This is a genomic window from Curtobacterium sp. AB451 (assembly GCF_050585845.1).
GTDB lineage: Bacteria > Actinomycetota > Actinomycetes > Actinomycetales > Microbacteriaceae > Curtobacterium.
In genome coordinates this window covers 605,908-626,937 of sequence record NZ_JBOBQG010000003.1, presented here as the reverse complement: position 1 = coordinate 626,937, position 21,030 = coordinate 605,908, and the positions used below count along the sequence as shown (strand labels likewise).

General features: G+C 73.1%; 15 protein-coding genes and 1 tRNA gene. 8 read left to right on the top strand and 8 right to left on the bottom strand.

All coding sequences use genetic code 11. From position 1 onward, the window contains the following. Positions 1-71: 71 nt before the first annotated feature. From gltX to ACQXVK_RS09880, 3 genes are all read left to right on the top strand, one after another. Positions 72-1,559 carry a glutamate--tRNA ligase gene (gene gltX, locus ACQXVK_RS09890; RefSeq protein ID WP_430853430.1) on the top strand — a complete coding sequence of 496 codons (1,488 nt, stop codon included), beginning with the start codon at positions 72-74 and terminating at the stop codon, positions 1,557-1,559. A gap of 31 nt (positions 1,560-1,590) precedes the next feature. Next, positions 1,591-2,580, top strand: coding sequence for an NAD(P)/FAD-dependent oxidoreductase (locus tag ACQXVK_RS09885; RefSeq protein WP_430853429.1), 990 nt, complete (start codon positions 1,591-1,593; stop codon positions 2,578-2,580). A gap of 44 nt (positions 2,581-2,624) precedes the next feature. Beyond that, positions 2,625-2,696, top strand: a tRNA-Gln gene (locus ACQXVK_RS09880). A 188-nt stretch (positions 2,697-2,884) separates the two neighbouring features. Here ACQXVK_RS09880 and ACQXVK_RS09875 read toward each other — a convergent pair. Then, positions 2,885-3,769, bottom strand: a complete 885-nt coding sequence (locus tag ACQXVK_RS09875; RefSeq protein WP_430853428.1) for a glycoside hydrolase family 16 protein — start codon at positions 3,767-3,769, stop codon at positions 2,885-2,887. Beyond that, positions 3,759-5,939: a hypothetical protein gene (locus tag ACQXVK_RS09870; protein WP_430853427.1), complete on the bottom strand. Its 2,181-nt coding sequence runs from the start codon at positions 5,937-5,939 to the stop codon at positions 3,759-3,761. Before ACQXVK_RS09870 ends, ACQXVK_RS09875 begins: the two co-directional genes overlap by 11 nt. Positions 5,940-6,233: 294 nt before the next feature. On the opposite strand from ACQXVK_RS09870, the gene ACQXVK_RS09865 reads away from it, so the two are divergent. The 5 genes from ACQXVK_RS09865 (at position 6,234) to ACQXVK_RS09845 (ending at position 14,556) form a co-directional block, all read left to right on the top strand. Beyond that, positions 6,234-7,580 carry a glycosyltransferase family 2 protein gene (locus ACQXVK_RS09865; protein WP_430853426.1) on the top strand — a complete coding sequence of 449 codons (1,347 nt, stop codon included), beginning with the start codon at positions 6,234-6,236 and terminating at the stop codon, positions 7,578-7,580. A gap of 236 nt (positions 7,581-7,816) precedes the next feature. Then, positions 7,817-10,531, top strand: a complete 2,715-nt coding sequence (locus tag ACQXVK_RS09860) for an alpha/beta fold hydrolase (protein ID WP_022906272.1) — start codon at positions 7,817-7,819, stop codon at positions 10,529-10,531. A 274-nt stretch (positions 10,532-10,805) separates the two neighbouring features. Further along, the gene (locus ACQXVK_RS09855; protein WP_022906273.1) at positions 10,806-11,636 is read left to right on the top strand and encodes a glycosyltransferase family 2 protein; all 831 of its coding nucleotides are present in this window, start codon (positions 10,806-10,808) and stop codon (positions 11,634-11,636) included. After that, a complete protein-coding gene (locus ACQXVK_RS09850; RefSeq protein ID WP_022906274.1) occupies positions 11,633-12,607 on the top strand; it encodes a glycosyltransferase family 2 protein in 975 nt (324 codons plus the stop codon). Before ACQXVK_RS09855 ends, ACQXVK_RS09850 begins: the two co-directional genes overlap by 4 nt. Positions 12,608-12,654: 47 nt before the next feature. Continuing rightward, entirely contained in the window at positions 12,655-14,556 is a 1,902-nt protein-coding gene (locus ACQXVK_RS09845) for a DUF7402 domain-containing protein (protein WP_430853425.1), read from the top strand. 156 nt (positions 14,557-14,712) lie between these two features. On the opposite strand, the gene ACQXVK_RS09840 is transcribed toward ACQXVK_RS09845, so the two are convergent. The 6 genes from ACQXVK_RS09840 to ACQXVK_RS09815 all read right to left on the bottom strand — a co-directional run bounded on the left by ACQXVK_RS09840 (position 14,713) and on the right by ACQXVK_RS09815 (position 20,885). Beyond that, entirely contained in the window at positions 14,713-15,315 is a 603-nt protein-coding gene (locus tag ACQXVK_RS09840; RefSeq protein ID WP_430853424.1) for a GNAT family N-acetyltransferase, read from the bottom strand. Between the two features lie 26 nt (positions 15,316-15,341). Continuing rightward, positions 15,342-16,628, bottom strand: a complete 1,287-nt coding sequence (locus ACQXVK_RS09835) for a glycosyltransferase family 4 protein (RefSeq protein ID WP_430853423.1) — start codon at positions 16,626-16,628, stop codon at positions 15,342-15,344. Further along, entirely contained in the window at positions 16,625-18,229 is a 1,605-nt protein-coding gene (locus tag ACQXVK_RS09830) for a lipopolysaccharide biosynthesis protein (RefSeq protein ID WP_430853422.1), read from the bottom strand. Before ACQXVK_RS09830 ends, ACQXVK_RS09835 begins: the two co-directional genes overlap by 4 nt. Beyond that, a complete protein-coding gene (locus ACQXVK_RS09825) occupies positions 18,226-19,137 on the bottom strand; it encodes a beta-1,6-N-acetylglucosaminyltransferase (RefSeq protein WP_430853421.1) in 912 nt (303 codons plus the stop codon). Before ACQXVK_RS09825 ends, ACQXVK_RS09830 begins: the two co-directional genes overlap by 4 nt. Before the next feature lie 128 nt (positions 19,138-19,265). Beyond that, a complete protein-coding gene (locus tag ACQXVK_RS09820; RefSeq protein WP_187290469.1) occupies positions 19,266-19,436 on the bottom strand; it encodes a hypothetical protein in 171 nt (56 codons plus the stop codon). Between the two features lie 84 nt (positions 19,437-19,520). After that, entirely contained in the window at positions 19,521-20,885 is a 1,365-nt protein-coding gene (locus ACQXVK_RS09815) for a glycosyltransferase (protein ID WP_430853420.1), read from the bottom strand. Positions 20,886-21,030 lie beyond the last annotated feature (145 nt).

The following is a 21,030-nucleotide window of genomic DNA, read 5'->3' as shown; positions in this document are numbered from 1 at the left end:
GTTCACCGGGGCCCGCGACGTCATCTGCGGGCCTCGTTCGGCAGGGTCCCGGCCGGTAGGATCGTCGTGTCATGACTGCGCCATTCACCACCGCCTCCGGCTCCGATGTCCGTGTCCGTTTCTGCCCGAGCCCGACCGGCACGCCGCACGTCGGACTCATCCGTACCGCCCTCTTCAACTGGGCGTACGCACGGCACACCGGCGGCAAGCTCGTGTTCCGCATCGAGGACACCGACGCTGCGCGCGACAGCGAGGAGTCGTACGAGCAGATCCTCGAGGCGCTGCGCTGGCTCCGTCTCGACTGGGACGAGGGCGTCGAGGTCGGTGGGCCGCACGGTCCCTACCGGCAGTCCGAGCGATCGGACGTCTACGACGACGTCATCGCGAAGCTCAAGGCCTCCGGGCACGTCTACGAGTCGTTCGTGACGCCCGAGGAGATGGAGGCCCGGAACACCGCGGCCGGCCGTGACCCCAAGCAGGGCTACGACAACCACGAGCGTGACCTCAGCGATGCCGAGCGGCAGGCCTTCCGCGACCAGGGCCGTGAGCCGGCGCTCCGGCTGCGCGTGCCCGACCGCGACCTGAGCTTCCAGGACCTCGTGCGCGGTGAGATCACGTTCAAGCAGGGCACCTTCCCGGACTTCGTCGTCGTCCGCCCGAACGGCAAGCCGCTCTACACCTTCACCAACCCGGTGGACGATGCGCTCATGGGGGTGACGCACGTGCTGCGCGGCGAGGACCTGCTGTCGTCGACGCCGCGGCAGATCGCCCTGTACGAGGCGCTGTACGAGGTCGGGATCGCCGAGTTCATCCCGGTGTTCGGTCACCTGCCGTACGTCATGGGGGAGGGGAACAAGAAGCTCTCGAAGCGCGACCCCGAGTCGAACCTGTTCCATCACCGTGCCGCGGGGATGATCCCCGAGGGCCTCGTCAACTACCTGGCGCTGCTCGGCTGGTCGATCGGTGCGGACCGCGACGTCTTCTCGATCGACGAGATGGTCCAGGCGTTCGAGGTCTCCGACGTGAACCCGAACCCGGCGCGGTTCGACCACAAGAAGGCCGAGGCGATCAACGGCGACCACATCCGCCTGCTGGCCGCCGACGACTTCCGCGACCGCCTCCTGCCGTACCTGTCCGGCATCGTGTCCGAGCCGCCGACCTCCGACGAGCTCGAGGTCCTCCGGCAGGCGGCGCCCCTCGTGCAGGAACGCATGCAGCTGCTCGGCGAGGCTCCGGGCCTGCTCGCGTTCCTGTTCACGGCGGATGACGAGCTCGTCGTCGAGGACGACGCTCTGGGGACCCTCAAGGCCGACGCCGGTGACGTCCTGCGCGCGAGCATCGCCGCGCTCGAGCCGCTCGACGACTGGACGACGGCGTCGATCGAGGGTGCCCTCCGCGCCGCGCTCATCGACGGGCTCGGGCTCAAGCCCCGGCTCGCGTTCGGTCCGCTGCGCGTCGCGGTCTCCGGCCGACGGATCAGCCCGCCACTGTTCGAGTCGATGGAGATCCTGGGCAAGGAGTCCACCATCACGCGCCTCCGCCGCCTCGCGGACCGCTGACGTGGCCGAGCGGCGGGTCGGCACGGCCGGCATGACCGATCTGCCGGCCGGCGCGGCCGGTCCTGCCGAGCGGCAGGTGGATGCGGCCGGGCGGCTGCTGGTCGACGTCGTCGTCGTGGGCGCCGGTCCGGCCGGCCTCAGCGCCGCGCTCAACCTCGTCCGCGCGAAGCGGACCGTGCTGCTCGTCGACGCCAACCGGCCTCGGAACGCCGCCACGCTGCGGTCGCACGGCTTCCTGACGCGGGACGGCATCTCGCCGCTCGAGCTCCGCAAGCTCGGGCGCACCGAGGTCGAGTCCTACCCCGAGGCGACCGTCGTGCAGACGGTCGTCGACCGGGTCGTCCCGGACGGCGATCGCTGGCTCGTGCACGGCGCCTTCCGCGGTACCGAGGTCGAGGCGTCCGCCCGGGCCGTCGTGATCGCGACCGGTCTCCGCGAGGAGTTCCCCGCGCTGCCGATGCTCCGTGCCTTCTACGGGACGGCGGTGCACAGCTGTGTCGAGTGCGACGGGTACGAGAAGGCCGCCGAGCCGTTGGCGTTCATCTGCGAGACGGACGACGTCGTCGACCGCGCGCTGCTCATCGCGGCGTGGGCGGACGACCTGGTCGTCTACACGAACGGCGTCGCGACGCTCGACGACGCCGGCCGTGCGCGCCTGGCCGCCGCGGGCGTGCGCGTCGACGAGCGGGCCGTGGCGGACCTCGAGGGGGACCGGTCCGGGATGACGGGCGTTCGCCTCGCTGACGGCCACGTGGAGCCGCACACGGGTGGGTTCGTCCGGCCCCGGTGGCACGCCGACCTGGACTGGGTCGACGCCGACCTCGACCGCGACGCCGAAGGGCTCGTCATCGTCGACCGCAGCGGTCGGACCAGCGTGCCGGGCGTCTACGCCGTGGGTGACGTGACGCCACCCGGACCGGAGCAGCTCATCGTCGCGGCCGGCCACGGGGCGGTCACGGCCGCCGCGGTGCACCGAGATCTCGTGGGTGGTCTCACGGACCTCCGAGATGCTGTACAGTAGTTGATCGTGCCCCGGGCAACCGGGACCGAAGGCCTCCGGGCCTTTGGGGTATGGTGTAATTGGCAACACAGCGGTTTCTGGTACCGTCGTTCTTGGTTCGAGTCCAGGTACCCCAGCACTCGTGCAACAAGCCCTCGGGATGATCCCGGGGGCTTGTTCCGTTCCTGGTGCATGCGATCCGTGCGACACGCCGGCGGCCGCCCGGACACGCCGGACCCGACGCCCGGACACGCCGGACCCGACGCCCGGACACGCCGGCCCCGACGCCCGGACACGCCCGAACGCGTCGGAGCGCCGGATCAGTTCACGAACGGGCTCGGCTCTGGCGGTAGGCGACGACCCAGTCCACGAGCACGTGGCCGGCGGCGTCCTCGGGGACATCGGCGTCGTGGATGATCGTCTCGGCCTGCAGCGTCACGCGCATCGGCGTCGTGGGCACGGCGCCCGTGACCGTCTCGAGCAGCTCGTCGTCCCAGTAGAAGCGCACCGCGTCGGCGGTCCACTCGACGGTCGCGACGTGCCAGTCGGTCTGTCCGCCGGGGACCACGGTCGGGTCCTCCGGCAGGAACGTCATCGCCTGCGTCTCGGCGTCGTAGCTGCCGGGGATCGCGGACACCGGTCGGACGTCGCCGGTGAGGTCGCCCTCGGGCCAGTCGATCTCGCCCTCGTTCCAGTCGCCCGACAGCGGCCACAGGATCATGACGAACTTGTACCCGGGCACCTCGTCCGCGCGGTAGCGGATCGAGACGCGCTGGTGCGTGTACGCCCGATAGCCGGCCGGCAGCACGGTCGCCACGAGGGGCTGCGATCCGCTGCTGCGGAGGTGGAAGTCGAGCACCGAGTCGTGCACGGACACCACCTGGTCGGGTGCGTAGAGCCCCTTGCCCGACGTGTCGCGCATCCCGCTGTACTCCGCCATCTTCGGGTAGACGGCGAGCAGGTCGCCGAGCGCGGCGTCGAGGTCGAAGTCCTGCGCCAGGTAGGGGATCCACCGGGTGCCCTCTGATTCGACCGCGCCGGTCGGCATCGTCTCGGCACGCGCTGACCCCTGGCCGGCGCGTGTGGGGAGCACGACGGCGGTGGTCCCGGCGACGGCGGCGACCCCGAGGACGCCGGCGATCGTCACGCCGCGTCGCAGGAAGGTCCGCCGGCTGGGGTCGCGGTGCCGTGCCCCGGGCTCATGCTGCATCGCGGACCTCGTAGATCCGGACACCGTCCCGGTCGTACCGGAGCGTCCCCTCGTCGGCGACGGACCGCTCGATCGCGTCGATCTGCGCGCCGGTGAGCGTCCCGCGGGTGATGGCGTCGGCACGCTGCGCCGCCGAGAACACCAGCCAGGCGTGCCCGCCCTGGTCGCGGTCCTGCAGGACGCCGTCGAGGTCGTCCGCCGTCATGCCCTTCGGGAACCAGGCGGCCTCGCTCTGCAGCGAGTCGACCTGCCCCCAGTGTCGGAGGTAGTTCTCGTAGTTCCCGCCGATGATCGACGGGAAGCTGCCGACCGTGGTCAGCGTGTCGTCCGCCTGGAACCGGCCGTCGAGCCAGTTCGCCGCGGCCACGTCGGCGGGTGCGGTCTGGTTGGCCTGCTCGGTCTGGAACGTGGCGCCGAGGAACAGCGCCGTGGTCACGGTGAGCACGAGCGCTGCGGCGGCGACCCGGAGCCGCCGGCCGTGGAAGGCGTGCACGGCAGCGATCGCGAGGAACGGTGCGGAGAACAGCACGACGCGGAACTTCGCCTCGCCGCCGTAGCTCTGTCCGAGGACGAGCACCACCGGGCAGGCCGCGAGCCACAGCAGGACGAGGGCACGTCGGGCGTGCCCGCCGCGGACCAGCCGGACGAGGCCGACCAGGGCGCACACCGCGACGAGCGCCGTGATGCCGAGGACGGCGCGGGACTGCAGGGTCGTCGCGATCGAGGGGATCGCGATCGACGTCGACGCGGCGGTGACGTTGCTCACCGGGTCGAAGCCGGTGGTCAGCCCGAACTTCTCCTGGATGTAGTCGAGGTTCGGGACGAGGTACAGCAGGGGCAGGAGCGTCAGCGGGACCGCCAGCCACCAGGGGCGGAGGTACCCGAGGACGAGGAGCGGGACGAACGCGGCGACGACGACGAACGGTGTGAGCTGGTGCGATGCGGTGATCACGAACTGCAGGACGACGACGAGGGCCACCGCCGCCACGGTCGCCGCACGCGTCGGCGGCGCGACCGCCACGGCGACGGGTGCGCGGCGCGCGCGGAGCAGCCTGCCGGTGACGGTCGCGCTCCAGCGCCCGACGGCGTTCGGCGTGCCGCGGAGGACGGTGAGCGCGACGAGGACCGCCGCGAGGAACAGGAGGAACGCGAACGCCTGCGGCGAGTAGTAGTCCTGACCGACCCAGTTCGCGGCGCTGAAGAGGACCGCGGCGACGAAGGCCCAGCGTCCCCGCGCGCCCAGCGCCCGGGCGATCCCGAGGACGAGCGCGCCGTCGGCCAGGGCGAACGCGAGTTCGGTCCAGCGCACCGGGTCGGCGGCGTCGAGGGTGCCGGTGGCAGCGCCGAGGAACGCGCTCACGCTGAAGAACCCGGGCCAGCGGTTGTAGATGTCGATGGACGGGTCGACGGCGCCGTGCTGCAGGATGTACGCCGTCACCGCGATGTGCTTGAACACCCACGGGGGACGGGGCTCGGCGGCGATGAGGTTGGACGTGCCGTACATGACGAGCAGCAGGACGCCGGAGGACACGGTGCGGACTACCACGTGGTGGCGCCGGTCCAGCATGGTCACGAGCGCCACGAGGAACACCAGGGCGGCACCGGCCCACCAGACGGCCGGCAGGGCTGTCAGGAGGCCCCACTCGCCGAGCGCGGTCGAGTCCGTCTGCGCGACACCCATCGCCCAGAGCGCGGCGCCGGTGACGAGGACGCCGGACGCGGCGACGGTGCGGACGAGGACCGCGGTCGGCAGCGCCGCCCGCACGCGGTCCGGCCGGCGGACGGTGCGCGCGACCTGGACGCCCTGGCCGAGCGACACCCAGCCGGCGACGAGCAGGAGCAGTCCGGCCGCGGGCAGCGGGACCCACTGCCCGGTCCAGACCATCACGAGCCCGAGGACCGCGTCGATCGCCGCACTCGTCGCGACGACGAGACCGGCGCGGCCGATCGGCTCGCGGAGTCCGAGCAGCCGGACGACGGGCAGGCCCGGCACGACCAGGAGTGCGACGAGGACGACGGCGGTGCGGAGCGGACCGGTCGCGTCGGCGGCGATGAGGGCGGCGGCGGCGAACCCGAGTCCCGCCGCGACGAGGGACGGCACCGGTGAGGTCGGGAGCACACGGGATCCGTGGCGGATCGACATCCGGGTGGGGGTCGTGGTGGCGGTCACTGATCGACCACCGCGATCGACTGACGCATCGAGCGTCCCTTCGGGTCTGGGCCGGCGACGTGCTCCGGCCTGCGGGTGTTGACGACGCTAACCGCGGCCGGCGGCCACCCGGGAGAGCAGTGGACGGGAAGTGCGGAGGCCCTGCGGCATTGCGGGATCACGCACGCGTCGCGGTCGCGGCGCGAGGAGAAACCGCACGGTTCCGCCCGGCCGTTGACCCCCGTCGTCCCCGCGGCGACGGTGGTGGTGGCCGGCTGTGACCGTGCACGTCCCCGACACCAGACAGGCTCTCCCATGACCGACACCATCCAGCGCTCGCTCCCGCCCCGCGTCGAGCTCGCCCGCCCGATGTCGAGCGCCGCCGACCCCACGTGGACCGGTGCCGTGTGGGTCGGTGCCGTCGACCTCGCCGAGGTCCCCGGGGACGACGCCGGCACGGTGCTGCTCGACGACGCCGCCGGCCACCGATCGGCCCGGCTCCTCGTCCGCGACGGCGTGGCCCCGCTCGGCTTCGTCGACCTGCCCGTCTCCGATGGCACACTCGACGTCGCCGCCCTCCGCGCCGCGGTCGCCGCGCTGCCGGCCGTGCCGCAGCCGCCGATCCCGGTCCGCCTGCCGAGCACCTCCGTCGTCCTCTGCACCCGTGACCGAGCCGACCAGCTCGGCGCGGCCCTCGACTCGCTGCTCGCGCTCGACCACCCCGACTTCGAGGTCGTCATCGTCGACAACGCCCCGTCGGACGAGTCGACCCGCCTGCTGGTCGACGCCCTCGACGACGAGCGCGTCCGGTACGTGCGGGAACCCGTCCCCGGGCTGTCGAGCGCACGGAACGCCGGTGTCCGCGCGGCGCGGTACGAGATCGTCGCGTTCACCGATGACGACGTCGTGGTCGACCGGTCGTGGCTCCGCGCCGTCGCCTCCGGCTTCTCCCGGGGCGACGACGTCCTGTGCGTCAGCGGACTCGTCGCCAGCGGCGAGCTCCGGACCCCCACCCAGCGGTACTTCGACGAACGCGTGACGTGGTCGCGCAACCTCGAGCCCCGCGTGCACCGGCTGTCGGCGCCGCCCGCGGACCGGCCGCTCTTCCCGTTCGCGGTGGGTGACTACGGCACGGGTGCGAACTTCGCGATGCGCCGGTCGGCCATCACCGAGCTCGGCGGCTTCGACGAGGCGCTCGGCGTCGGCACGGTCACGGGCGGTGGCGAGGACATCGACATGTTCGCCCGCGTGGTGCTCTCGGGCGCCGCGCTCGTCGTCGAGCCCGCGGCGCTGGTGTGGCACCGGCACCGGGCGGACCTCCCCGCGCTCCGGAAGCAGGCGGAGGGCTACGGCACCGGTCTCGGCGCCTGGCTGACGAAGATCGCCCTGCACCCGCACACGCTCGGCATGGCACTGCAGCGGGCGCCGCGGGCCGTACGCCACCTGCTCACCGGGACCGCGGCCGAACCGACCACGGCCCAGGTCGAGGCCCCGGCGCCTGCCGCCACCGAGGCCGTGACCGCGCCGCTCGACGACGCTGCCTTCCTCCGCGAAGTCGGGCGGATGCGGTGGGTCGAGCTCCTCGCCGTCGGCCGCGGTGTCCTCCGGTACGCCCGCTCGCGCCGCACCGTCCGCGCACGGGAGCGCACAGCAGATCGATAGGCCCGTCACGGGAGATCCACGGCGGATCGCGAGGATGCGCCAAACCGCAGGATCCCCGCACGGCCGTCGCCGGACCCTCGATCGCGGGGGCACGGTCGGCTTACCGTCCTCGGGAGCGACCGACGCGGCGAGCACCAGCGCCACACCTGCGCACCACCAGTGCCGCAGCAGCGCACCACCAGCGCCGCACTCGCGCACCAGCGCACCACCGGCCCGCACGACCAAGGGGAGAAGCAATGCGTCCGACACACCCGACAGCACGCCACCGCACGGTCGAACCGGCCGTCCCGGCGTCCGACGACCACTCGCTCCTCGACCGGTGGACCCGTGTCGTCGCCGCGTTCCCCGACGCCCCGGCGCTCGCCGGTGCCGGGACCGCCCGCACCTTCGCCGAGACGGACCGCACCGTCCGAGCGCTCGCTGCGCGGCTCGGCGACGTGCTCCGCCCCGACGACCGGACCGGAGCCGGCGTCGGACCCGAGCGCACCGGGGCCTCGGTCCCGGTCGGCATCATGGCCGGGCACACGACCGAGACGGTCGTCGGGATGCTCGCGCTGGTCGCGGCCGGGCGGACGATCGTCGTGCTCGACGACCACCTCCCGGAGGCGCGTCTGCAGCACGTCGTCACGCTCGCGGGCATCGGGGAGGTGCTCGCCGACGCCACCCGAACGGACCTCGCCGCGGCGGTCCTCGGCCCGGACGGCACCGTGCACGACCTCGACGCCCTCATCGCGACGAGCACCGAGCAGCGCGCGACCGGCACCGACCGTGCGGCGTCGTCCCGCCCCGGTGGCACCGACCCCGCCGCGATCGTGTTCACCTCGGGCTCGACCGGCCTGCCGAAGGGCGTCGCGATGACGCACCGGCAGTTCCTGCGGAACGTCGAGCAGAGCGCCTGGAGTGCCGCCTACCGCCCCGGCGACCACGTGGGCGTGGTGCTGCCGCTGTCCTTCGCCGCCGGCATCCTCACCACGCTCGACAGCCTGCTGAGCGGGGCCGCCGCCGTGCTCCTGGACGCACGGGACCTCGGGACCGAGCGGCTCCTCGAGGGCATGGCCGCCGAGCACGTCACCGCGGTCGTCTGTACGCCGCACCTGCTCCGCTCGGTCGTCTCGACCGTCCGCGACCGCGGCGCGGACCTGCACCCGGCACTCGCCGGGCTCCGGCTGATCATGACGGTCGGCGAGCCCATCACCGGCACCGACGTCCACGCCGCCCGACCGGTCCTCGGCGCCCACACGGTCATCTGGAACGGCTTCGGCTCGAGCGAGATGGGTGCCGTGTCGTACTTCTCGGTCGGCCCGGACGACGAGGTCCCGACCGGCGTGGTGCCGGCCGGCTACACGTCGCCCGGCAAGACCGCGCGTGTCCTGCGTGAGGACGGCTCGGCGGCCGCGGCGGGGGAGACCGGCCAGCTGGTCGTCGTCGCCGACGGCATGACCGCCGGCTACTGGGGCGCGCCCGAGAAGACGGCCGAGCACCTCTCCGTCGACGTGGACGGCACCCCGCTGTGGCGGCAGGGCGACCTGGCCCGCCTCGACGAGGACGGTTGCCTCGTCCTGCTCGGTCGCGACGACGACGCGGTGAAGGTGCGCGGCTACCTCGTCGAGCCGAGCGAGGTCGAGGCCGCGCTCCGCGCCGTCGACGACGTCCACGACGTCGTGGTCACCGCGCTCGTCGACCCGCCCGCCGTCACCCGGCTCGTCGCCTACGTCGTGGGCCGTCCCGGTCGACGCACCCCGGCGCCGGCCGCGCTCCGCCGTGCCCTGCGGGCGAAGCTGCCCGAGTACATGGTGCCCGCGGCGATCGTCCCCATGCCCGAGCTGCCCCGCAACGAGCGCGGCAAGGTCGACCGGGCGAAGCTGCCCGGTGCGCCGTCGCTCGAGGTCGAGATGGTCGAGGGGGAGTACGACCAGTGGGAGCTCGTCGTCGGACAGATCTGGGCCGAGGTGCTCGGACTCCGCGGTGTGCACCTCGACGAGGACTTCACCGCGCTCGGCGGCGACTCGCTCTCGGCCGAGGAGATGCTCGCGATCGTGCAGACCCGGCTCGGCGTGGACCTCCGCGCGTCCGAGCTCCTCGAGCAGCCCACGCTGCGCGCCTTCGCCAGACGGGTGCGCACCGGCTCGAAGTCCCTGCCGAGCCACCCCGACGTCGTCAAGGTCTCCGAGGCACGCGAGCCCGGACGCCCGCCGGTCTTCTGCCTGAGCGGCGCCGGTGCCCTCGGGCTGACGTTCCTGCCGCTGTCACGGTACCTGCCGGAGCACGACGTCTACGCGTTCCAGCAGCACGGACTCGAACGCCGGGCGATCCCGGACTGGAGCATCCAGCGCACCGCCAGGCGCACCGTCGAGCTCATGCGCATCGTGCAGCCCCGCGGCCCGTACCTGCTCGTCGGGCACTCGCTCGGCGGGCTCGTCGCCCTCGAGGTCGCGAGGCTCCTCACCGAGGGCGGCGAACGCGTCGAGCACGTCGCGATCCTCGACACCTACCTGCCCCGCAGCAGCAGCGAGCAGGCCCAGCTGCACTTCGGCCGGATGGCGGAGAGCCCGGTCCGGAACCCGGCACTCCGTGCCCTCAAGCGCGGCCTCGACCGGGCGGCGAAGCGGATCCTGCCCGCCGGGGTGCCGGTGGGCGAGGAGTTCGCCAAGCGCGTCCGCGCGTACGGTGCCGGCGTCCTCCGCTACGGCGGTCAGAAGGACTTCGACGCGCTCTTCGATCAGGCCACGATCGTGACCAGACGGCACACCCCGACGCCCTACGACGGCGCGGCCACCTTCGTGCTGGCCGACGGCAACCCGGACGTCGACGGCTGGAGCGACGTGCTCCGCGGGGACACCACCACGGTGCGCATCGAGAGCGAGCACAGCTCGCTCCTCCGCGAGCCGCACGTCGCCGAGCTGGCGACGGCACTGCGCGACGCCTTCACGACGCACGCGTCGCGTCCCTGACGTGACCAGCACGGGCCCTGGAGGCGCGGGGCGGGCCCGCCCCGCGCCTCCAGGGCCGTCGTGCGTCCCGACACACCCACCGACCGTGCCTTGCGGGTTTCCGTATCCGCACTCGGGGGTCCGCAACCCCTGCCGACCCGCATTGACCAGCCCCTCAGGCCGGACGATGGTTGGTCCAAGCCCAGGGAACGGTGTACCCCCGTTCCGACGCCCACCCAGCGCCGGGTCCTCCCTCGACCACTTCCGCATGCAGCCTGAACCCGACAGGAGCACCATGTCCGCCAGCACCGCCCGACCCCGAGACCCCCGCGTCTCGGTCGTCATCCCCGCGAGGAACGAGGCCCGAAACCTCGAGATCATCCTCCCGCAGCTCCCGCCCGTGTACGAGGTCATCCTCGTCGACGGCAACTCGGTGGACGACACCATCGCCACCGCCCAGCGCCTCATGCCGACGATCAAGGTCGTGCAGCAGACGCGCAAGGGCAAGGGCAACGCGCTCGCCTGCGGCTTCGAGGCCGTGACGGGCGACGTCGTCGTCATGTTCGACGCGGACTGCTCCGCCGACGCCGCCGAGATCCCCCGCTTCGTGCAGGCCCTCGTGGACGGCGCCGACGTCGCCAAGGGGTCCCGTTACGCGCCCGGTGGCGGCAGCGACGACATCACGATCATCCGCGGCCTCGGCAACAAGGGGCTCAACATGATCTCCAACGTGCTGCTCCGCGCGCGCTACACGGACCTCTGCTACGGCTACAACGCCTTCTGGGCCGACACCCTGCCGACCATCGGGCTCCTGTCGTCGACGCTCCCGCAGCCGACCGACGGCTCGATGCGCTGGGGCGACGGCTTCGAGATCGAGACGATCCTGACCTGCCGCTGGTCCGCCGCGGAGTTCGCGATCACCGAGGTGCCGAGCCACGAGAAGCTCCGCGTGCACGGCACCAGCAACCTGAACGCGGTCAGCGACGGCATCCGCGTCCTGAAGTCGATCATGCACGAGCGTCGCCGCGCCCGCGAGGCGAAGGCCCGCATGCGCCTCATGCCGACCCCGGTCTCGGGCCTCGTGGTCCCGGCCGCCGTGCCGGCGATGGACGAGGAAGCGGCGTGAGCGTCGCGACGGTCGCCGTCGTCATCTGCGCCTACACGCAGCAGCGCTGGGGTGACCTGCAGGACGCGGTCGAGTCGGCGAAGCGACAGCCGGACGCGACCGAGGTGATCGTCGTGATCGACCACGAGCCGGAGCTGTTCCGCCGTGCCGCCGCCCGGTGGCCGGAACTCCGCGTCGTCGAGAACACCGAGGACCGTGGTCTCTCGGGAGCACGCAACACGGGTGTCGCCCTGGCCGACGCCGACGTCGTCGCCTTCCTGGACGACGACGCCACCGCCGACCCGGACTGGCTCATGCACCTCGTCGAGGCGCTCGAGCTGCCGGACGTCGTCGGCGTGGGTGGGCGTGCGACGCCGTCGTGGCCGACCGCCACCGGTGCCGGTCCGTACCCGGACGAGCTGCTCTGGATCGTCGGCTGCAGCTACGCCGGCCTCCCCACCGAGTCCGCGGACGTCCGCAACGTCATCGGGTCGAGCATGGCCTTCCACCGCGACGTCGTGCTCGCCGCGGGCGGCTTCCGCTCCGGCATCGGCCGTGTCGGCAACCACCCGCTGGGGTGCGAGGAGACCGAGCTCTGCATCCGCATCGCCCGGATCCGTCCCGGCGCCCGGATCCGCTTCGAGCCGCGCTCGAACGTGTCGCACCGGGTCTCCCCGGACCGGGTCACGATGCGGTACCTGCGTCGCCGGAGCTACTACGAGGGCATCTCCAAGGCCGTCCTCAGCCGCCGTGTCGGTGCGCGTGACTCGCTCTCCAGCGAGTCGACGTACCTCACCCGGGTGCTGCCGGGAGCCGTGCTCCGGGAGCTCGGCGCCCTCGGCCGCGGCGGCGGGCTGCGTGCCCTGGCGATCGTGACCTCGGCGGTCTCGACCGTCTTCGGCTACGCCGTCGGCCGGGTCTTCGGCACCGTCGTCGTCCGCGCCCCCGCGCCCGTCGCCGCGCCCGCGCAGCAGCCCGTCCACACCCCCTGACCGGTCACCACCGGACCGACCACCCGCCACCCGTACAGAAGACCGAGATGCCGCGAGACGCCACGACCCCGAGTGTCACCATCCGACGCCGTTGGAAGGTGGCCCTCGCGGTCGCGGCCGCGGTCGTGATGGGCGGCGTCGTGTCCGCGCCGAGTCTCGTCGCCTCGTCGAGCGCCGGTGCGGCGACCACCGCGGACTGCAGCGCCGGTCGCGTCCTGACCGTCGTCGCGCACGCCGACGACGACCTGCTGTTCGAGGGGACGGAGCTCCGGAAGGACATCGACGCGGGCAAGTGCGTCCGCTCGGTCATCGTGACGGCCGGCGACGCCGGCAAGTCGGCGACCTACTGGAAGGGCCGTCAGACGGGCCTCGAGGCCGCGTACGCGAACCTCGCGGGCGTGGCGAACGCGTGGACGTCGGGATCGGTGAGTGCCGGCGGCAAGACCGTCGTGACGCGGACCCTCACCGCGGCCCCGCGGCTCAGCCTGGTGTACCTGCAGCTGCCGGACGGCAACATCGACGGCTCCGGCTTCGCCGCGACCCGGTACCAGAGCCTGCAGAAGCTGTACCAGCGGTCGATCACGAGCATGAGCACCGTGTCGGGCGCGAACTACCCGACCAGCTACACGCTCGCGCAGCTCCAGGCGACCGTCCTCGCCCTGATGAACGGGTACGCGCCGCAGGAGGTGCACACGCTGGACCACGTCGGCACCTACGGCGACGGGGACCACAGCGACCACCACACGGTCGCGTACCTCACCAAGACCGCGCAGCAGCAGCTGACCACCGCCAGCACGCTCATGGGGTACATGGGGTACCCGATCGCGGACAAGCCCTCGAACCTCACCGCCGCGCAGACGCAGGCGAAGGGGAACGCGTTCTTCGCCTACTCCGCCCACGACGCCGAGACGTGCGCGTCGGTCGCGGCCTGCTCCTCGCGGCCGGAGGGATCGTGGCTCAGCCGCGAGTACACCGTCGGCACCCAGACCCCCACCGACCCGGGGACCGGGTCGGGCGGCTCGGTCGGCGCGGACGTGACCGCCGGTGCCGCCGTCACGGCGAGCAGCGAGAACCCGGCGGACGGACAGACCGCCGTGAAGGCCGTGGACGGCGTCGCGAGCGGCTACCCCGACGCGCCGACCGCCGAGTGGGCGACGCGCGGCGGCGGGACCGGTTCGTGGCTCCAGCTCGCATGGTCGAGCCCGGTCACGCTCGGGGCCGTCGACCTGTCGGACCGTCCCAACGCCGACGACCAGGTCACCGCGGGGACGCTGACGTTCTCCGACGGCAGCAGCGTGGCGGTGCCGACGCTCGACAACGGCGGCGCGTTCACCCGCGTCACGTTCTCGTCGCGCCAGGTCAGCTGGGTGAAGTTCACCGTGACCGCTGTCAGCCAGACGACGCGCAACGTCGGGCTCGCCGAGATCCGGGCGTTCGCACCGGGGACAGGGACGCCCACGCCGACGCCCACTCCGACGCCGACGCCGACGCCGACGCCCACTCCGACGCCCACGCCGACGCCGACGGGTCCGACCGACGTCACCGGTTCGGCGACCGCGACCGCCGCCTGGGACGACGCCTCGACCGGACAGACCGCCGCGAAGGCCATCGACGGGATCGTCAGCGGGTACCCGGACAACACCTCGGCCGAGTGGGTCGCGCCCTGGGGCACGACCGGCGTCTGGCTGCAGCTGGACTGGACCTCGTCGAAGGCGCTGAGCCGCGTCGTCCTGTACGACCGCCCGAACGGCGACGACCAGGTCACCAGCGGCACGCTGACGTTCTCCGACGGGAGTCAGGTGCCCGTGGGGACGCTCCCGAACGACGCGTCGCCGCTCACGGTGGACTTCGCCGCGCGGAACGTCATCTGGGTCCGCTTCACGGTCACCGGGGTGTCGGCGAGCACCCGCAACGTCGGTCTCGCCGAGGTCCGGGCCTTCGCCGGCTGACCACCCGTGCGGACCGGGGACGGCGGTTTCCTGCCGGCTCTGTGACCGTTCCGGTTCGTGATCATCGACGATCGTGAACCGGAACGGTCAGTCGTGCCACGGGAACACCACTGCCGACGCGACAGGACCTTCCGTCCGTGCGGTGCGGTGCGGTGTCTAGGGCGTCGTGCCGGATGGCTCGCTCGACCAGTCACGTGCCAGTGCGGACATGATGACCTCGTCGTGGAAGCGGCCGTCGTGGAAGGTCGCTTCGCGACGCACGCCTTCGACGTGGTAGCCGACCTTGGCGTACACGGCGCGTGCTCGGTCGTTGAACGCGTGCACCTGGATCTCGATCCGGTTCAGTCCCATCTCACGGAAGCCGTAGTCGGTGAGGAGGCGGACAGCGTCCGTGCCGTAGCCGTGTCCAGCGTGCTCGCTGCCGATCATGACCGCGAGGGTCGCGGCGCGGACCGGGAGCGTCGCGCCGAAGAGCGTCACGTGCCCCACGAGCGTGTCCGAGGTGCGGTCGACGACGCTGAAGCCGACGTCGCCGCTGCGTTCGCCCTTGCTCCAGTTGCGGAACATCTCGGTGATCGAGTCCGCTGGGCGGGGACGGACGATGATCTGCTGGAGCACCGCCCACGCGGGATCGCGCCACCAGCGCACCAGGTCGGGGAGATCGGCATCGTCCAGGGCACGGAATCGCACGAGGTCCCCGTCGAGCAGGGTCGCCCCGTACGCCTGCGCAGCACCCACCCCGGCCCATTCCGACGTCATGGGCGAACTCTCTCACATCGTCTGGCTCAGTGGACCTGCTCGGGTCGGCCCGAGTGGCGGGCGTGGGCGAGGAGCTCGCGGAGGAGACCCGCCATGTGCGGGCCCCGACCGTAGTGGTCGCGCACCCAGGCGCGGCAGCGATCGCCGACCGAGGGGTCGCGCTCGGCGCGGTCGAGGGTCTCGAGGATCTTCGTGGCGAGCGCCTCGGGGTCGGTCGGGTCGACGGTCGACGAGGCCCACGCACCGGCGAGGATCTCACCCGTGCCACCGCTCTCGGCGGCGACGACGGGCCGTCCGGCGGACATCGCCTCGACGACCACCCGGCCGAAGCCCTCCGGTTCGATGGAGGGGACGACGACCATGTCCGCCGCGTGCAGCAGGGGGACGACGTCGTCCCGTTCCGGCAGGAGCACGACGGAGCCCGCGGGGAGGGACGCGACGGCGCGTCGGACCTCCTCGGCGTCGTCCGGGCCGGCCGCGCCGGCGAGCACGAGCACGGGCGGGCGACGAGCGTGCAGGGCGGCGGGTGCGTGGACGGGACCGGGCGTCGAGGAGCGCCCCTCGGCGGGCGTCGGTGCGACGACCGCACGCTGGTGCGCGGCGTCGTGTTCGAGCACGAGACGCCAGGCGTCGAGGAGCGCGAGGACACCCTTGGACCGGGTGAGTCGTCCGTAGTAGAGCACGGTGCGGGTGTCGTCGTCGAGGCCGAGGGACCGGCGGGCACGCAGGGCGGCCGACGGCGTCGCCGCGGGGAACAACGCGGTGTCCACGCCGTTCGGGACGACGGTGATCCGGGCGGCCGGGACGCCGGCTGCGGCCCAGGCGCGAGCCATCGCGTGCGACACCGCGAGGTAGTGGGTGCGGCCGCCGGCGATCGGGCCCAGTCGTCGGTAGTTCGGTGCGTGGTGCAGGTGCACGACGAGGGGGACGCCGGACACCACCGATGCCACACGGCCCCACGGCAGGTGCTCCGGCCGGTTCAGCCAGATGACGTCGGGGCGGGAGCGGCGGAGGCGGACGCCGTCGAGGACGAACCTCCAGACGTCGCGGGCCGCGGTGCGGACGCCGAAGGACCGGTCGCGCGTCGGGTGCGTCGTGACGCCGAGGTTGTCGTACAGCTCGCTGCCGGGCTCGGTGCCGTCCGTCGCGGATGGGAGGTGGCCTCGGTGCCAGACCTCGACGTCCTGTCCGGCGCGGACGAGTTCGCGGGTGTCCTCGAGGACGCAGCGCTCGACCCCGCCGGTGATGGCGAGCCCGTTCGTGACGGCGGCGATCCGCAGCCGGCGCCCGGAGCGGGGCGGCGAGTCCGTCACGGCGTCCCTCCGCGGGCGATCTTCAGACGGCTGACGAACCATGGCAGGCAGCCGACGACACCGACGACGCGGACGATGTTCCACGCGAGGTCCTGCGGCACCAGGACGGACACCCCGGCGACGACCACGACGGCGGCGAGCACGAGGACCGTGCGCGCCTGCGGGCCGCGCCACTCACGGCGGTCGGGCAGCGAGAACTGCTGCAGGGCGGCGAGCACCATGTACGCGACCACCGTGGACACCCCGGCGCCGGCGATGCCGAGCAGCGGGACCAGGAGCAGGTTCGCGCCGATGTTCACGGCACCGGCCACGGCCGCGATCACGCCGACCGCGACGCCGCGCCGCTCCACGAGGAGCAGGCGTCCGGTCGCACCGCTCGCGATCACCGGGAAGGCGGTCAGCGCGACGATGAAGACCACGACGGTGAGTTCGTGCACACGGTACGACGCCGGCGCGAGGATCGGCAGCGCCACGGGCGACACGAGGGTCACCGCGAGCAGCACCGGGGCGAGCAGCAGGTAGAGCTGGTCGCGGGCGTGCAGCGCGAGGTGACGGCGGGCGACGGCGTCCCGGAGCGCGGCGAAGTGCGGTGCCCAGGCCTGGTTGGTGAACGTCAGCAGGAGGATCACGGCGGACCCGACGACGTAGGCGATCTGGTAGCGCGCGACCTCGTCGGGGCCGAGCAGCCGCTGCACGACGATGCGGTCGCCGGCGTTCAGCACGAAGTAGGACAGGTTGCCGAGGGCGATCGGGATGCCGAGCTTGAAGGCGCGGGCGGTGGTCCGGCGGTCGAGCAGGCCGGAGAACCGCGGCCGCGTCGCCGCGAAGCCGATCACCATGGCCGCGGCCTGGGCGAACACGCCGCCCCACGCGTACGTGGTGGCGTCGGCGTGCACGAACACGAGCAGGCCGAGCCCGATGATCGAGCCGCCGACGGACGAGAGCAGGCTCGTGACCGCGAAGACGCGGATCCGGTCCTGGGCGACCAGGATCGCCAGGGACAGCTGCACGACCGCGGCGGGGAAGATCCAGAGGACGGCGACGAGCAGGATCGGGTGTTCGTCGACGAACCCGGCCACGTCGCCCCAGACCGGGATCGTGGCGATCGCGGTCGCGGTGACGACCGCCGCGAGGACGATGCCGACCGCGATGAGCCCACGGGCCTTGCGGTCGTCACCGTCCTCGGCACGCTGCAGCACGGACGCCTGGTCGAGTCCCGCGACCGCGAGCACGACGAGCGCCTGGTACAGCGCGATCGCGGAGGCGAGCACGCCGAACTCGGAGAGCGGCATGAGGTGCGCCAGGATCGGCGAGATCAGGGAGCTCACGACGAGCTGCATCGACCACACGACGACGTACAGGAGCCCGCGGCCGAAGAGCACCGAGGCGCCCTTCTGCACGGCGGTGCTGCCCGTGTCCGGCACGGCGTGCGCGGCGGCCTCGACCGCGGCAGCCGCCTCGCCCGCCTCGACTGCGGCGGCCTGGGCGCTCGCCGTGGGAGCGGCACCGGGAGCGGAGGCGGCGGTGGGGGGAGCGGTGGCGGCGTCGAGCGGGGAGTCCGCGGCGTGGCGGGCCTCGCGACGGGTCTGCGGAACGGTCACGAGACACCCACCTCCGGGGTCCGGACGTGCTGGCGCAGCTCGAACGCCTGGTCGACGAGGTCGAGGAGCTCCGAGCTCGCAGCGGTCGAGAACTTCCGGGCGAAGAGGTGCGGCATCGCGGTCGGGTCCGAGGTCCAGCGCTCGAGCAGCCGACCCGCGTGCGCGAGCGTGAGCCACGGCGGGCTCTTCATCTTCGAGCCGTCCCACCCGATCCACCACAGGGTGTGCGGGACGTGCTCCTGGGCGAAGCCGTCGACGAGTGCCGGCGAGTTCAGGACCGTGGGCACGAAGGACTCGTCGGCGATCCAGGTGCGGCGCCAGAACCGGACGAGGTCGGGGCGGCTGTCGACGACCTCGACCACGGCGGCCGCGTGGGCGGCGCTGAGGACCTTCAGCTGCGACCCACCGGTGAGCACGACGTCGCGGGGGATCCGGCGGGGGATCGGCACGCGGATCATGTGCTTCCGCCACGCCCAGTGCGGGTACCGCATGCGGGCGACCCCGCCGCTGGCGCCCCACGCCGCGTGCGGGAGCGGGTGCGGGATGAGGAAGGACTCGTCCGGGTGGGCGTCGAGCAGCGCGGTGATCTCGGCTGGGTTCGCGAGCGGGTAGTCGCTGCCGGTGAGCACCGCCACGTGCGCGGCGCCGGTCTCAGCGAGCGCGGCGCGGTAGCCGGAGACCTCGGCGGCGACGTTCTCCCACTTCGCCCAGCCGGTGCGGAGCCGAGGGAGCAGCCGGACGCGGTCCGGCAGTCCCGCGGTCATGGCGCGGTGCACGTCCGTCGGCGTCCGCGCGTCGACGTGCAGGAACACCGGGAACGGGTCGAGAGCCTCGACGAGTCGGCGGACGTGCTGCGGGTCCTCGTGGGCGAGGACGATGCACGCGAGCGACGCGGGGGAGTTGGCCATGTCTCGAGTGAACAGGGCCGTCCGGGCACCGACAAGGCGGCTCCGGGGCGGGTGCGGGGAAGCGGCGGTTTCCCGCAGCGGGTGACGTCCGGACCGTCACCGTCCGCACGGGACGCAGCCCGCGGCGGTCACCGCCTGCGACGGTACCGCGGGCAGTCGCAGAGGGCGCAGTCGCTGCCCGGTCGGTAGTGCTCGTGGGCGTCCTGCACGTGCCCGCACACGCAGACGGCGGTCTCGGTCGCGACCCGGAGCACCGGCGCGGTCGTCGCCTCGAGCACGGGTGTGGGCCCCAGCGGCATGCGTCCTCCTCCGACCCGTCCGGTACGGGTAGCTGCACCGATCCTACGGGGCAGGAGGACGCGCGTCCGGCGGCGGCAGGGCGCTCAGCCGGCGTGGAAGCGGCCGGCCTCGACGTCGCGCCACCGACGGCGGCTGCGGAACCACGCTGCCGGGCCCGCCGGGAACCCCCGGAGCTCGTGGTACGCGAGCGACCGCGGCACACCGGCGTCCGGGACGGCGGCGACCGGCACGGTGTCGAGGCGCGGGGTGTCGACGGTGGCCGGCGCGGGAGCCGGGGCCGGGGCGCTGCCGGAGCGGAGTCGGCCGATCGTCTCGCGGAGCTTCACCATCGCGGCGGCGGGCACGAGCCGGGCGAGCACCGCGACGTGGCGGCGGTCCTTGGCGGCGAGGGCGCACATCAGCGCGGTGAACCCGACGCCGTTGCCGTGCAGCTGCTTGTGCAGGTCCTCGATGGTCCGGCGGTGCCGGTGGTGCACGACCGCCCGGGGCTCGAAGCCGACGCGTCCGCCGCGCCAGAGCGTCTCGACGAACATCGCCAGGTCCTCGCCGCCGCGGGCCGGTGAACCCGCGCCGAGCGTGGTGTCGAAGCCGCCGACGGCCTCGATCACCGACCGTCGGAACGCCATGTTCGCACCGGCGCCGTAGGCACCGATGCCGTAGACGGCGAAGTGCTTCGCGACGGAGCCGTCCGGGCGGACCGCCTGCACCCGCGCGTGCCGCATGGTGCCGGGGACGTCGTCGGGGACGATCGTGACGGGTGCGAAGGTGCGCTCGCCGCTGAACCCGCCGTAGTACGCCTCGTACCAGATCTGCGCGGGGGTCGTGAGCTCGGTCGGGAGGATCACGCCGGACACCGCGTCGAGGTCGGACTCGCGGACGAACCGTGCGCCGAGCGCCCGCAGCCACTGCGGGTCGACCCGGACGTCGTCGTCGGTGAACGCGACCACATCGCCGCGCGCGGCCGCGACGCCGGCGTTGCGGCCGGCGGACAGTCCGGGCCGGCGCTCCGTGACGAGGCGGACGTCCCGGCCGGCGAGGAGTGCCGGCAGCCGGTCGTCGGCGGGCACGCGGACCCGGTTGTCGACCACGATGACCTCGTGGTCGGGGTAGTCGAGGTGCTCGAGCACGTCGAGCAGGTCGCCGAGGTCCTCGACGCGGTCGACGACGGTGGACACGACCACCGAGATCGCCGGCAGCAGGGCGTCCGGGACCGGCTCGACGTCGGCGAGCACCGTCTCGCGGAGCGCTCCGAGGGCCCGGGCAGCGTCCGCGGGGTCGTCGGTCAGCTCGACGTCGAGCGTGCCCGTCGGGTGTCCGCCGCGGTAGCCGATCACCAGCGCGGAGGAACCCGTCCCGTCCGCGACGAGGCGGGGGAGCGGCGCGTCGAGGTCGATGTCGATCACGCGTCGGGGTGCGGGGAGTGCACGAGCGGTGCTGGTGGTGGCCATGGTGTGGACGCTAGGTCGGCCGGGGTGACCGCGACAACGGGCAGCGGTGCCGCTGGCGGTGATCGTGCGGAACCCCGCACGACCGGGCGACGTCGGCGCGGGAACGGTGAGCGCTCACTCCGGAAAACCGAACGTCGCACGGAGG

What these genes read in the sequence shown, in the direction of transcription:
- gltX (WP_430853430.1), top strand. Translation starts at nt 72, where the DNA reads ATGACTGCGCCATTCACCACCGCCTCCGGCTCCGATGTCCGTGTCCGT.
- ACQXVK_RS09885 (WP_430853429.1), top strand. Translation starts at nt 1,591, where the DNA reads ATGACCGATCTGCCGGCCGGCGCGGCCGGTCCTGCCGAGCGGCAGGTG.
- ACQXVK_RS09875 (WP_430853428.1), bottom strand. Translation starts at nt 3,769, where the DNA reads ATGCAGCATGAGCCCGGGGCACGGCACCGCGACCCCAGCCGGCGGACC.
- ACQXVK_RS09865 (WP_430853426.1), top strand. Translation starts at nt 6,234, where the DNA reads ATGACCGACACCATCCAGCGCTCGCTCCCGCCCCGCGTCGAGCTCGCC.
- ACQXVK_RS09860 (WP_022906272.1), top strand. Translation starts at nt 7,817, where the DNA reads ATGCGTCCGACACACCCGACAGCACGCCACCGCACGGTCGAACCGGCC.
- ACQXVK_RS09855 (WP_022906273.1), top strand. Translation starts at nt 10,806, where the DNA reads ATGTCCGCCAGCACCGCCCGACCCCGAGACCCCCGCGTCTCGGTCGTC.
- ACQXVK_RS09845 (WP_430853425.1), top strand. Translation starts at nt 12,655, where the DNA reads ATGCCGCGAGACGCCACGACCCCGAGTGTCACCATCCGACGCCGTTGG.
- ACQXVK_RS09840 (WP_430853424.1), bottom strand. Translation starts at nt 15,315, where the DNA reads ATGACGTCGGAATGGGCCGGGGTGGGTGCTGCGCAGGCGTACGGGGCG.
- ACQXVK_RS09825 (WP_430853421.1), bottom strand. Translation starts at nt 19,137, where the DNA reads ATGGCCAACTCCCCCGCGTCGCTCGCGTGCATCGTCCTCGCCCACGAG.
- ACQXVK_RS09820 (WP_187290469.1), bottom strand. Translation starts at nt 19,436, where the DNA reads ATGCCGCTGGGGCCCACACCCGTGCTCGAGGCGACGACCGCGCCGGTG.
- ACQXVK_RS09815 (WP_430853420.1), bottom strand. Translation starts at nt 20,885, where the DNA reads ATGGCCACCACCAGCACCGCTCGTGCACTCCCCGCACCCCGACGCGTG.